Origin of the sequence: Paraburkholderia eburnea (assembly GCF_002917095.1) — a bacterium.
Classification (GTDB): Bacteria; Pseudomonadota; Gammaproteobacteria; order Burkholderiales; family Burkholderiaceae; genus Paraburkholderia; species Paraburkholderia eburnea.
The window spans coordinates 434,483-446,861 of the sequence record NZ_PQGA01000001.1 but is presented as its reverse complement, the minus strand read 5'-3'; the positions used below and the strand labels follow the sequence as shown (position 1 = coordinate 446,861).

9 protein-coding genes are annotated in these 12,379 nt (G+C 65.1%); 5 read left to right on the top strand and 4 right to left on the bottom strand.

Going from position 1 to position 12,379, the window contains the following annotated elements; translation table 11 throughout:
- Positions 1–51: 51 nt before the first annotated feature.
- Positions 52–1,236 carry an MFS transporter gene (locus B0G62_RS01980; protein ID WP_103701998.1) on the bottom strand — a complete coding sequence of 395 codons (1,185 nt, stop codon included), beginning with the start codon at positions 1,234–1,236 and terminating at the stop codon, positions 52–54.
- Positions 1,237–1,549: 313 nt separating this feature from the next.
- On the opposite strand from B0G62_RS01980, the gene B0G62_RS01975 reads away from it, so the two are divergent.
- Positions 1,550–1,816 carry a DUF4148 domain-containing protein gene (locus tag B0G62_RS01975; RefSeq protein WP_103701996.1) on the top strand — a complete coding sequence of 89 codons (267 nt, stop codon included), beginning with the start codon at positions 1,550–1,552 and terminating at the stop codon, positions 1,814–1,816.
- A gap of 90 nt (positions 1,817–1,906) precedes the next feature.
- Here the strand turns inward: B0G62_RS01975 and B0G62_RS01970 are convergent, their stop codons facing one another.
- Positions 1,907–3,703, bottom strand: a complete 1,797-nt coding sequence (locus tag B0G62_RS01970; protein WP_103701994.1) for a winged helix-turn-helix domain-containing protein — start codon at positions 3,701–3,703, stop codon at positions 1,907–1,909.
- 225 nt (positions 3,704–3,928) lie between these two features.
- Entirely contained in the window at positions 3,929–4,777 is an 849-nt protein-coding gene (locus tag B0G62_RS01965; RefSeq protein WP_103701992.1) for a crotonase/enoyl-CoA hydratase family protein, read from the bottom strand.
- Positions 4,778–4,916: 139 nt separating this feature from the next.
- Between B0G62_RS01965 and B0G62_RS01960 the strand changes: the two genes are divergently transcribed.
- The gene (locus B0G62_RS01960) at positions 4,917–5,447 is read left to right on the top strand and encodes a plasmid fertility inhibition factor family protein (protein WP_244193106.1); all 531 of its coding nucleotides are present in this window, start codon (positions 4,917–4,919) and stop codon (positions 5,445–5,447) included.
- A gap of 70 nt (positions 5,448–5,517) precedes the next feature.
- Here the strand turns inward: B0G62_RS01960 and B0G62_RS01955 are convergent, their stop codons facing one another.
- On the bottom strand, positions 5,518–6,510 hold the full coding sequence (locus B0G62_RS01955; protein ID WP_103701990.1) for a LysR family transcriptional regulator: 993 nt from the start codon (positions 6,508–6,510) through the stop codon (positions 5,518–5,520).
- 588 nt (positions 6,511–7,098) lie between these two features.
- Between B0G62_RS01955 and aspT (B0G62_RS01950) the strand changes: the two genes are divergently transcribed.
- The 3 genes from aspT (B0G62_RS01950) (at position 7,099) to B0G62_RS01940 (ending at position 12,350) form a co-directional block, all read left to right on the top strand.
- Positions 7,099–8,781, top strand: a complete 1,683-nt coding sequence (gene aspT, locus B0G62_RS01950) for an aspartate-alanine antiporter (protein WP_103701988.1) — start codon at positions 7,099–7,101, stop codon at positions 8,779–8,781.
- Positions 8,782–8,853: 72 nt separating this feature from the next.
- The gene (gene aspT / locus B0G62_RS01945; RefSeq protein WP_103701986.1) at positions 8,854–10,539 is read left to right on the top strand and encodes an aspartate-alanine antiporter; all 1,686 of its coding nucleotides are present in this window, start codon (positions 8,854–8,856) and stop codon (positions 10,537–10,539) included.
- A 146-nt stretch (positions 10,540–10,685) separates the two neighbouring features.
- A complete protein-coding gene (locus B0G62_RS01940; protein WP_103702891.1) occupies positions 10,686–12,350 on the top strand; it encodes a bifunctional aspartate transaminase/aspartate 4-decarboxylase in 1,665 nt (554 codons plus the stop codon).
- Positions 12,351–12,379: the final 29 nt, after the last annotated feature.

Sequence of the window (12,379 nt, the reverse complement as noted above, 5' to 3'; positions counted from 1 at the left end):
CAATGCTACACGTCCGTTACTACGCCCGTGCGGAAAAAGCCGTGTTGCGGGTCAGATCGCGGAGGTCGGGCCGCTCACGGCGGTGCGGCGGCGCGCGCGCCGGTCGAGTTGCGCCGATACGAATGTCAGCCCGAGCGCGGCCAGCGCCATCAGCAAACCCACCCACGGCAGCGTCGTGAGCGCGGCGCCCGAGCCGATCGCCACGCCGCCGATCCACGCGCCGCCCGCATTGCCGAGGTTGAACGCGCCCTGATTGAGCGTCGAGGCAAGATTGGGGGCATCGCTTGCGCGGTCGACGATCAGCATCTGCAGCGGCGGCACGATCGCGAACGCCAGAATGCCCCACACGAAGATCGTCGCACTCGCCATGATCGGGTCGTGCATGGTCGCCGAGAATACCGCGAGCACCACGCCGATCATTGCGAGGAACACCAGCAGCGAGCGCATCAGTTTCCAGTCCGCGAGCTTGCCGCCCAGCGTGCTGCCCACCGTCAGGCCGAGGCCGAACAGCAGCAGCACGAAGGTGACTTCGTGCGGCGAGAAGCCGGTGACGTCTTCCAGAATCGGTGTGATGTAGGTGAAGACCGAGAACAGGCTCGCCGACGCCAGCACGCTGATGCCCAGCACCATCAGCACCTGCGGGTTCTTGAGGACGCTGAATTCGTGCACGAGGCTCGCCTTCTGCATGTCGATGTGCCTGGGCAGGCAGATCTGCAGCGCGAGCGCGGCGACGAGGCCAATCGCCGTCACGGCCCAGAAGGTGGTGCGCCAGCCGGCAAGCTGGCCGAGCGCGGTGCCCAGCGGCACGCCCAGCACGTTGGCGAGCGTGAGGCCGGTGAACATCAGCGCGATCGCCTGGGCGCGCCGGTTGGGTGCGACCAGGCCCGCCGCCACCACCGAGCCGATGCCGAAGAACGCGCCATGGCAGAACGCCGTGACGATGCGCGCGGCCATCAGGATCGAATAGTTGGGCGCGAGCGCGCACAGCAGATTGCCGACGATAAAGATGCCGATCAGGCGCATGAGCGCCGCCTTGCGCGGCACGTTCGCGATGGCGATGGCGACGATGGGCGCGCCGATCGTCACGCCAAGCGCATAGGCCGACACGAGCATGCCTGTCGCCGGAATCGACACGGAAAGGTCGCGCGCCACATCGGGCAACAGGCCCATGATGACGAATTCGGTGGTACCGATACCAAACGCGGCGACGGCAAGGGCAAGAAGGGGCAGGGGCATGGCTGTGTGGCTGGCGTGATCGGACGAGATCGGGGGAGATCCTGTGCGCGCAGGGGCGGCGCAGGAGTCAACCCGGAATTGTACTGAAATGCGCCGCGTGGCATGCGGCACCTTTTCTTGCGTTCTTCTTACGCAACACCGCCTCGCAGCCGGTTGCCTTGACGATTTCTTCAGGTTACGTCCATGGTGCGCGGCGCGACGGGGCCGCACCATGCGTCCACGAACCTGCCTGTGTCCGCCGCCCGGAACGGGCCTCGTCCGCACCGCGCATGGCGGCCGCCTCGCATGCGCTTCAATTTCCAGGAGCGATGACATGAACACGCTAAATACCGTACGCATCGCGGTGGCCTGCTCGGCCGCCTTGTTCGCAGGACTCGCGCTGGCCGATTCGCCGTCCGATCAATCGCAGGGCGCGCCGTCGGCATCGCAGGACGTGGGCGGCATGCCCATGACCAACAGCGCCTCTGGCGCGCCGCAATCGCTCACGCTCACGCACGCGCAGGTCTATCAGGATCTGGTGCGCTCGGAGCAATCGGGTGAACGGGACCGTTTGAACAACGACATCTACCACGGCAATTAAGGCGCCGCGCGCAAAGGAGGCCGTCGAATGCCCGGCCGGTGCGCAGCCTCGCCGCCCCGCCGCGGTAGCATCGGGGCCGGGTGAATACAGTCAATGCGCCCGGCCTTCGCCGATCAGCTGCTCGATTTTTCTCATGCGTCCGCCCGGCCGATAGGGCTGGAACCACGGATTCATACGCAATTCGCACAGGCGCGCGCTGCGTTCGGCAAGCGCGGCGTCGAGCCAGTGGAACATCTCGTCGGGCTGCGCGAGGCGCGCGTAGATTTCGGCGATCAGGAGCGGCGAGGTGTACTGGCTGCGGTGTCTGGCCAGCAGATCGTCGCGATACCAGTGCAGCACCGCGTCGTAGCCGCCTGCGTCCCATTGCGCGCGGATCGTCGCCGCGCGCGCATGCAGATTGCAGCGCACCAGCGCCTCTACGGTCGCGTCCACGGCCTGCGCGTAGAGCTTCCTCACTTCGAAGGCCGTCGCGAGCACCTGATAGGCGAGCGGCGAATAATCCATGTGGCCCGGCGAGAGATAGTCGCTCACCACCTCTTCGTGACGGCCCGACAGAATCATGCCGAAGGCGCGCGAGCCCTGGAACGCCAGCGGGTCGATGCGCTCGGCGCGCGCCATTTCGACTTCGCCTTCCGCGCGCCGGCCCGCCGACAGCAAGAGCCGCGCATACAGTCGATGCGCCTCCGGGTAGCTCGGATTGCGCCGCAGCGCCTCCTTGAAGCCCGCCTCGGCGCGCGCCCAGTCCCATTCGAAAAAGTAGCGCACGGCGGCGAGCGCGTGATGTGCCTCGGGCAGATCGGGGTCGAGTTCGAGCGCGCTGTGCGCGAGCGCCCGTGCGATCGGCCAGCCGTCGTCGGGCGAGAACATCCCGTGCACGACCGACGCGCCGTAGTAATTCGACAAGCCCGCATAGCCCAGCGCGTAGTTCGGGTCGCGTTCGAGCGCGGTTTCGAAATAGCCGCGGCTGCGCGCGAAGTCTTCTCCGTCGATGCCGTGATGCGCGCAGAACGCCGCATCGAAATGCACGCGCCGATACCAGAAGTAGCGCCCGCGCACATAGGCGTCGTGCGCGGCGGGATCGACGGGCAGGCGCCGCGCGAGCCGCGAGCGCTGCTGCTCCGAAAGCGTCGTGGCGAGATCCTGCGCCAGCGCGGTCGCGACTTCCTTGAGCATGTCGAGCGCGCCCGGCGAGACCGGCTCGTGCGCGCGGCTCCAGATCTGCACTTCGTCGGCACAGCGGATCAGGCGCGTGAGGATGCGCGCACGCGGCCCCTCGCGCGAGAGCGAACCTTCGAGCACATAGTCGAGCTTGAGTTCGCGCGCGATCTCGCCGATGCCCTTGGCGGTATCGCGATAACGCGCCGCCGTCGTGCGCGCGATCAGGCGCAGCCGATCCGGGCCGAGCGCGCCGAGCGTGGCCGAAATTTCATCGGCGAGCGCGCTGCACAGGCATTCCTGATTGCCGTCGCCGGTGAGGTTTGCAAACGGCAGCACCAGCACGCGCACGGCGCTGTGCGAGCGTGGCGTTTCGCTGGGATCGATGGCGTCGGCGCTGGCCGTGCTCACGAAATTCGCACCATCGAGCCGATAGCCTTTGCCCTTCACGGTCACGAGATGGCGCGGTTTGAGCGGATCGTCGGCGAGCGCGATGCGGATTTTGCGGATCGCCGTGTTGATGCCGTTTTCGGTGTCGCGGTAGGGATTGCCATGCCACAGGCGATCGACGATGTCGGCGCGCGAGATCAGCTCGCCGTGACGCGACGCGAGCAGGATCAGCAGATCCATGGGCAGGCGTTCGAGCCGGATTTGCTCACCGGCGCGGCGGAGCTGGTAGCGCTCGACGTCGAGTTCGAAGTCCGCAAAGCGGATGATTCGATCCGTCGGCATGGGAGATCCCCTGATGCGGCATCATGGGTTGCGGGCGCGGCGGCGTCGTGTCCGGGGGAAGCCCCTTCGAGGTACGGATCGCGCAGAGACGCGGGCGGCGCGGGCAGTGCTGGCGGTGCGGTGTTGCTGTTCTTGCGGCGTTTGCATTCAAATCATCTGACAGTCTCGGTGAGTCTGTCAGATTTAATCTAGCGGCTCGCGCGGCTGCGTTCAAGCGATTAAGCATCAACCATCGAACGATTCGCCGTGACGCCCCGCGCCCGACGCGAAACGCGCGGCCATCGCGAGGCCTTCGTCCATCACCGCGCGATAACCCCCGGCGCCTTCGCGGCGCAGGGCTTCGGCCAGATCGGCCAGCGTACTGTTGTCAAACGCCGAGCGCCGGTCCGCGAGCAGCGCCGCCTGGGGAAAGCCCGCAAGCTGTGCGGCCAGGGCTTCGGCTTCGGCGCGCGCCGTGCCAGGCGCGACGACGCGGTTCGCCAGCCCGAAGGCCAGCGCTTCCTGCGCATCGATCGCGCGCCCCGTGAGGATCAGGTCGAGCGCACGCGACAGGCCGATGAGACGCGGCAGACGCACCGTGCCGCCGTCGATGAGCGGCACGCCCACGCGGCGGCAGAACACGCCCATGACCGCGTTCTGTTCGATCACGCGCAGATCGCAGAACAACGCGAGTTCCAGCCCGCCCGCGACGGCATATCCTGAAATAGCGGCGATGACGGGCTTGCTGAGCATCATGCGTGTCGGGCCGAGTGGTCCCGGGCCGTTGCCGTCGGCGTGGATCTCGTTGCGGCGCGACTCGTCGTTCAACGCGCCGAGATCGGCGCCCGAGCAGAAGGTGCCGCCCGCGCCGAACAGCACGCCCGTGCGCCAATGCGCATTCGATTCGAAACGTGCGAACGCGGCGTGAAGCGCGTCGGCGACGGTGCGGTCGATTGCATTGCGCCGGGCGGGGCGATCGAGCACGATGGTCGCCCGATGTCCGCGCGATTCGATACGCACGTGGGCGCCGAATGTTTCGATACACTGGTCATCGGAGGTGTCGTCGGCGGTGTCGGCAGTGTCGGTAGTGTCCATTGGCGGCTTCCCGGATAAACCCACACCGCGCATATTCACGTAGCATAGGTCACGAAATAGTCACGAATCCCTCGTAGCTTAGGCCGCTTTTCCTCCCTGCGAGAGGCGCCTTATTTGCATGCCGAAGACGTCCATGTCCATGCCCCCCGAGATGCCTTCGATTCCCTCGCCGCCGCGCGAGGCGGCCAGCGGCCCGTTTTGGGTCGTGCCCTTGCCTGCTCATCAGGCGTACGACCATGTGCGCTTCAAGCGCGTCTTCGCGACCGACGGGACGCGTCACGAAGTGGTGCTCGTCGATCTCCAGAAGTTGCTGCTGTGCGCCGACCGCGACGACACCGACTATGTGCTCAAGCCTGTCGATGACTGGCACGCGGGCAAGGTGCGCGGCATCCGCGAGTTTCTCGATCCGCGCAACGAGCGCGTGCCGCAAATGCCCTATGTGACGATCACCAAACGGCGCGCGGGTGGTCTGGCCGGTTGGCTCGGCGTGGCGCACGTGGGCGTGGTGGCGTTTCGCAACGGCCAGCATCGCGCGCGCTATCTCGCGTGGGCGGGGGCGGTGTGGTTGCCGGTGGAAGTGCACGAGCGCGAAGCGCCGCTGCTGCGCGAGTTATGCGGCGCGGCGGGCGAGGACGATGCGCCGCCCGACGCCGTGGAGCACGCGCCTTGACCGTTGCCGTCGAGCGCATGAAGAAAAGGGCGCTCGCGCGCCCTCACGTACACCCTCGATACGACGTTGCCTAACCATGCATCAGCATATGTGGGCCTGATGCCACCGTGCCCGCAGCAAGCATCGTGCGGGCACCGTGGGGCACCGACGCCGGCTTTGCTTCGCACGTCTGTTGAAAATGCTCGATGGTGTAATCGACGAAGCGCAGCGTTTTTGCGGGCAGATACTGGCGGCGCGGATAGACAATGGCCATGCTCGCCTGCGCGTCCTCGATCTCGTAGTCCTGCAATAACCGCACGAGCGTGCCGGCGGCCAGGTCGTCGGCGACCAGCGGCGCGGGCACGATCGCCACGCCCATGCCCGCCAGCGCCGCAAGCCGCACCATCAGCATGTTGTTGACCGCGTAGCCGGGTTGCAGCGTGACCTGCTGCGCGCTTTCGCCTGGCCGCGCGAATAGCCAGCTCGCGCTGCGCTCCTCGGGCGGCAGCGTCACGGCGGCGTGCTGCTCCAGCTGTTCGGGCGTGCGCGGCTCGCCGTGCTCGGCCAGCCACGCAGGCGATGCGCACGGCACGAAAGCCGTGGTGCCGAGCGCATGTTCGACAAACTCGCCGCCACGCGTGGCGCAAGCCGCGACGATGCCGACATCGAAGCCGTCTTCGAGCAGCTCGGTTGGTTTCTCGGCCAGCGTCAGCCGCACGTTCACACGCGGATAAAGCCGGCGGAAACCGTCGATGAGCGGCGTGAGCGTGCCCAGCGACAGCGCGCCCGCGGCCATCACGCGCAGCGTGCCACTTGGCTCGCGCTCGGTGTGCGCGAGCGAGTCTTCCAGGTGATCGAGTTCCTCCAGCACGCTCTTGCAGCCTTCGAGATAGCGCAGGCCTGCTTCGGTCAGCGAAAGGTTGCGCGTGGTGCGGTTGATGAGACGCGTATGCAGATGGGCTTCGAGCATGGCGATCGAGCGGGTGACGAGCGCATTCGAGACGTCGAGTTGCTGGGCGGCGCGGCGAAAGCTCTGCGATTCCGCAACCCTGACGAAGACGCGCATGGCGTGTATCTGGTTCATCGAATTCGCCTCGTATGCTGGTGCATGTGCCGGTTGAAGGGGCATTACGCGGGCTTTTTCCGGTCAATTCCGGATATCCAATGTAACGCGACTTCCTGATGAGCGAGCAGCGATCGTGCACGAAAATAATATTGACAGTCGTTGGGAATTACAATATTTATCTCAGGCGGCAGGCCTGTTTCGTGTTTGTTAAAAGTTCATGAGCGGCTGGCATGAGAATTGAAAGAGACGTTTTTGCCACCTTTTCAAGGTCGCTAAAAGATATGTCAGATTCGCATCGGATTAACCTGTATGAAGCGGTGTATGAAGCGGGGAAATAAATTTCCCCCAGCCGCTGTGCACCTTCACGACAGGGCTTCCCGTAGTCTGCTATTTTGTGGCGCGGAATACGTTTGCTTTCAATCCTCGGTCAGTTGCAGTACAGGACGGCTTCACACTTTTAACATAAGCGATGGATAAAGGCGGTTTTGGGATTTATTGCGCATTGCGCAAATAAGCGGCGAGTTGCGGTATAGAGACATGCATGCTAAACGCATGTTTCTTTTAAGCGCATTTGGGAAAACCAAAACGTAAATCGGCAGACCTGACATGATCGTCGAATTGCTGAAGTCGCAACCCGAGATTGCCCTGTTCGTGAGTCTCGCACTCGGTTATCTAATTGGTTCAATTCGCTTTGGACCGATATCGCTGGGCGGCGTGTGCGGCACGCTGATCGTTGCGCTCGTGCTCGGCCAGACGGGCGCGCGCATCGCTCCCGATCTCAAGAACGTGGCGTTTGCGCTGTTCATCTTCGCGCTCGGCTTCACGGGCGGCCCGCAGTTCTTTGCGAATGTGGGGCGCGGCTGGCGCTACGGACTGCTATCGATTGTCGAGATCGTCTCCGTCATGGCGCTCGTCATGATCGCGGTCGTGCTGATGAAGCTCGACGCGGGCACCGCAGCCGGGCTGCTCGCGGGCGCGGCCACGGAATCCGCCGTGATCGGCACCGCGTCGGAGGCCATCGCGCGGCTCGGCCTGAGCGAGGCCCAGGTGAGCGCGATGCAGGCCCACATCGTCACGGCCTATAGCGTGAGTTACCTGTTTGGCCTCATCACCATCGTGCTGTTCACGAGCCAGATCGCGCCGCTCATCATGCGCGTGAATCTGCGCGAGGAGGCCGCGCGCCTCTTTCGCAAGCTCGGCGGCGACGGCGTGCTCGACGAAGGCCAGCGCCTCGCGCTGCAGCCGCTCGTGGGCCGCGCGTTCGACGTGGGGCCGGCCGCGGGCACGCAGGTCGGCGCGTTCGAGGCGCGCTTCGGCAACAACATCACGATCGAGCGCGTGCTGCGCGAGCAGCGCCAGATCGACGCCGACGCGCAGTTCGCGCTGCGCTCCGGCGACATCGTGTTCATCGCCGGGCGGCGCGAATCGATGGTCGAGGCGTCGGCGCAGCTCGGCGCCGAAGTCTCCGGCGAGGGCTTCACGAAGCTGCTCGCGCAGCGCGTGGACGTGATGCTCACGCGTCGCGAAGCCAACGGCCTCACGCTCGCGCAACTGCGCGAGCGCGCCACACCCGAGGACGGACGCGGCATCTACGTGAGTGCGATCACGCGGCTCGACGCCACGGTGCCCGCGCTGCCCGGCACGGTGGTTCATCGCGGCGACGTGCTCACGCTGCTGGGCGCGCCGACGGACGTGGCGCGCGGCGCGAAGCGCCTGGGTTACGTGATCCAGCAGACCCAGAAAACCGACTTCGTCTATCTGGGCCTGGGCGTGCTGGTCGGCATGATGATCGGGCGTTTCGGCGTGAATGTGGGCGGTGTGGCGCTCGTGCTCGGCACGGGCGGCGGCTGCCTGCTTTCCGGTCTTTTCTTCGGCTGGCTGTGCTCGCATTTTCCCGTGGTCGGCTCGCTGCCCTCGGCGGCGGCGCAGGTGCTCAAGGACTTCGGCCTTGCCACCTTCATCGCGGCCGTGGGCCTGTCGGCCGGACCCGACGCCATCAAGCTCGTGCGCGAGTACGGCCTCGCGCTGCCGCTCGCCGGCATCCTGATGGTGCTGATTCCGGGCCTTCTGTCTCTCTGGATCGGGCGAATGTTTCTCAAGCTCGAAGCGCCGATGCTGCTCGGCGCGATTGCAGGTCAGCAGTGCAGCACGCCGGCGATCAGTGCGCTCGTTGGCGTCACCGGCAATTCGACGCCCGTGATCGGCTACACGATCACCTATGCGCTGTCGAATATCTTGTTGCCGCTCATGGGGCCCGTGGTGGTCGGGCTCGCGACGAAGTTCGGCTGACGCGGCGCTGGACCGCGCAGCCAGCCTCTTGGGGCGGCAGCAGCGCATCACACCTACCAATGCGAGGGCACGATGGAATGGCTACATGACATCTTTCACAAATCCCCGGAAATTGCCTTGTTTCTGTCGCTGGCCGTCGGTTACTGGATCGGCCAGATCAACTTCGGCAAATTCCAGCTAGGCGGCGTGGGCGGGTCGCTGCTCGCCGCCGTCGTGGTCAGCCAGGTGGGCGTGACGATCGATAACGGCGTGAAATCGGTGATGTTCGCCGTCTTCATCTATGCCGTGGGTTACGACTCGGGGCCGGGCTTCTTCAACTCGCTCAACCGCAAGACGCTGCGCGAAATCGCCATGGCGGTCTTCATGGCGCTCGCGGGCCTTTTCACGGTGCTGGTGTGCGCAAAGCTCTTTCACCTCAACAAGGGCCTCGCCGCCGGTCTCGCCGCGGGCGGCATGACGCAGTCGGCCATTATCGGCACCGCCGGCGACGCCATCGCGCGTCTGGGACTGCCGGCCGACCAGGTCAAGGCGATGCAGGCCGATGTCGCGATCGGCTACGCCGTGACCTACGTGTTCGGCTCGCTCGGCGCGATCATCGTCTGCGTGAACATCCTGCCGAAGTTCATGGGGCGCAGCCTCAAGGACGCCTCGCTCGATGCCGAACGCGAAATGGCGGGTGGCGGCGCTTCGTCGGGACCGGGCCAGGTGACGGCGCTGCCGGAACTGTTCGGGCGCGTGTTCCGCGTGGAGGCCGCGGCGGGCAAGACCGTCAAGCAGCTCGAAACGGCGGAGCACGATTTAGTCGCCATCGAGAAGATCCGCCGCGCGGGCAAGATCCTCGACTCGACGCCTGACTTCGTGCTCAGCCGCGACGACATCGTGCTGGTCGTGGGCCGCCGCGAGCAGATGGTCGAAGTGGGCGCGCTGATCGGGCCGGAAGTGCCGGATTCGGGCGGCATGAGCCTCGTGATGCAGACGCGCCAGCTCGTCTTCACGAAGAAGGGCATGAACCATACGACGATCGCCGAGGTGCGCAAGAACGTCGATCACGACATGCGCCACGGCGTCTACATCGAGAAGATCGAGCGCGCGGGCCAGCCGGTGCCGGTGCTGCCGCAAACGCAGCTCGAACACGGCGACGTCATCACGATTTACGGCACGGCAACGGACACCAAACGCGCGGTCCAGGAAGCCGGTTATGAGCTGGCGTGGAGCAACAAGACCGACTTCATCTACATGGGCGTGGGCCTCGTGCTGGGTCTGCTGGTCGGTCTGATCGTCGTGAACGTGGCGGGCATTCCGCTCACGCTCGGCTCGGGCGGCGGCTGCCTGCTCGCGGGTCTGCTGTTCGGCTGGATGCGCGGCAAGCATCCGATGTACGGCGTGATGCCGCCGGCCGCCTCGCAACTGCTCAAGGACTTCGGGCTGGCGGCCTTCGTCGCGGTGGTGGGGCTGAACTCGGGGCTGCAGGCGGTGGTGACGGTCAAGCAGAGCGGCATCACGATCTTCCTGCTCGGCGTGGTGGTGACGATCGTGCCGCTGATCCTCACGATGCTGTTTGGCCGCTACGTGCTGAAGTACAACAACGCGGCGATTCTCGCGGGCGCGCTGTCCGGCTCGCGCAGTGCGAACCCGGCGTTCGGCGGCATTCTCGACAAGGCCGAGAGTGCCGTGCCGACGGTGCCGTTCGCCATCACCTACGCGATCGCGAACGTGCTGCTCACGCTGCTCGGGCCGCTCGTGGTCGGTCTTGCATGAGATGAAGTCAACGCGGGCCGCGCGTGCCGTTCCGGCGCGCAGGCCCGCTGGAATGGGTCGAAACGCGTGCCGGCTGTTTGCGCGGCGAATGGCGCCCAGGCGCGGATAGCGGCGGCACGCTCAATGTCTTCTCACTGGAGAGCATCATGGCAAAAGGTAAAGGCAACGGTAACGGCACGAAGGAAAAGAGTGGCCTCGACGCACTTAGCCCGTTCGAGCTCAAGGACGAACTCATCAAGGCAGCGGGCGGCGGCGCGACCGAGCGTCCGGCCAATCTTGCGATGCTCAATGCCGGCCGCGGCAACCCCAACTTCCTCGCGACGATTCCGCGCCACGGCTTCTGGCAACTGGGCCTTTTCGCGATGCGCGAATCGGAGCGCTCTTTCTCGTACATGCCCGAAGGCGTGGGCGGCTTTCCGCAGCGTGCCGGCATCGTCGAGCGCTTCGACCAGTTCCTGCGTGAGAACAAGGGCCAGCCCGGCATCGATTTCATCGGCGGCGCGGTCTCGTATGTGCGCGACCAGCTCGGTCTGTCGGCGGGCGACTTCCTCTATGAGATGTGCGAAGGCATCCTGGCCTGTAACTATCCGGTGCCGGACCGCATGCTCAAGCTGTCCGAAATCATCGTGGGCCAGTATCTGCGCCGCGAGATGATCGGCAAGCATCCGTTCGTCGGCGAGTTCGACGTGTTCGCGGTCGAAGGCGGCACCGCGGCCATGACGTACATCTTCAACACGATGCGCGAGAATTTCCTGATCAAGGCGGGCGACACCATCGCGCTGGGCATGCCGATCTTCACGCCGTACATCGAGATTCCCGAACTCAACGACTATCAGCTCAACGTCGTGCATCTGGACGCCACCGTCGAGAACAACTGGCAGTACTCGAAGAAGGAACTCGACAAGCTGCGCGACCCGAAGGTGAAGGCGTTCTTCCTGGTCAACCCGAGCAATCCGCCGTCGGTGAAGATCGACGATGAAAGCCTCGAATACATCGCCGAGATCATCAAGGAGCGCCCGGACCTCATCCTGCTGACCGACGACGTGTACGGCACCTTCGCCGACAACTTCGTGTCGCTCTTCGCGCTCGCGCCGAAGAACACGATTCTTGTGTATTCCTATTCGAAATACTTTGGGGCCACCGGCTGGCGTCTGGGCGCGATCGCCACGCATCGCGACAATGTGCTCGACGCCACGCTCGCGAAGCTGCCGAAGGAAGAGAAGAAGATCCTGCACAAGCGCTACGAGTCGATCACGACCGAGCCGGACAAGCTCAAGTTCATCGACCGTCTGGTGGCCGACAGCCGCACCGTCGCGCTCAATCACACGGCGGGTCTATCGACGCCGCAGCAGGTGCAGATGGTGCTGTTCTCGCTGTTCTCGCTGATGGATACGCCGGACGCCTACAAGAACGCGCTCAAGCGCCTGATCCGCAGCCGCAAGCGCGCGCTCTACGAGGAGATGGGCATTGCCGTCGATGCGAGCGATCCGAACCAGGTCGATTACTACACGATCATCGACATGGAGTATCTGGGCGAGAAACGCTTTGGCCGCGAGTTCGTCGACTGGCTGCTCAAGCAGGTCCAGCCCAACGAACTGCTGTTCCGGCTCGCCGCCGAAGCCCGCGTCGTGCTGCTGCCGGGCAAGGGCTTCGGCACCGCGCATCCGTCGGGCCGCGTGTCGCTCGCGAACCTGAACGAAGCGGACTATCGCAAGATCGGCCGCGCGATGCGCAAGCTCAGCGAGGAATACGTCCAGCGCTATAACGAGGAAACCGGCAAGAAGATCGACCCGAGCGCGGTGAAGAAGTAGGGAAGGACGATAAGCCTGCGTGGCGGCGT

Bases quoted from the DNA above. Each gene is read 5' to 3' on its own strand.
- B0G62_RS01980 (WP_103701998.1), bottom strand. From the start codon at position 1,236: ATGCCCCTGCCCCTTCTTGCCCTTGCCGTCGCCGCGTTTGGTATCGGT.
- B0G62_RS01975 (WP_103701996.1), top strand. From the start codon at position 1,550: ATGAACACGCTAAATACCGTACGCATCGCGGTGGCCTGCTCGGCCGCC.
- B0G62_RS01970 (WP_103701994.1), bottom strand. From the start codon at position 3,703: ATGCCGACGGATCGAATCATCCGCTTTGCGGACTTCGAACTCGACGTC.
- B0G62_RS01965 (WP_103701992.1), bottom strand. From the start codon at position 4,777: ATGGACACTACCGACACTGCCGACACCGCCGACGACACCTCCGATGAC.
- B0G62_RS01960 (WP_244193106.1), top strand. From the start codon at position 4,917: ATGCCCCCCGAGATGCCTTCGATTCCCTCGCCGCCGCGCGAGGCGGCC.
- B0G62_RS01955 (WP_103701990.1), bottom strand. From the start codon at position 6,510: ATGAACCAGATACACGCCATGCGCGTCTTCGTCAGGGTTGCGGAATCG.
- aspT (WP_103701988.1), top strand. From the start codon at position 7,099: ATGATCGTCGAATTGCTGAAGTCGCAACCCGAGATTGCCCTGTTCGTG.
- aspT (WP_103701986.1), top strand. From the start codon at position 8,854: ATGGAATGGCTACATGACATCTTTCACAAATCCCCGGAAATTGCCTTG.
- B0G62_RS01940 (WP_103702891.1), top strand. From the start codon at position 10,686: ATGGCAAAAGGTAAAGGCAACGGTAACGGCACGAAGGAAAAGAGTGGC.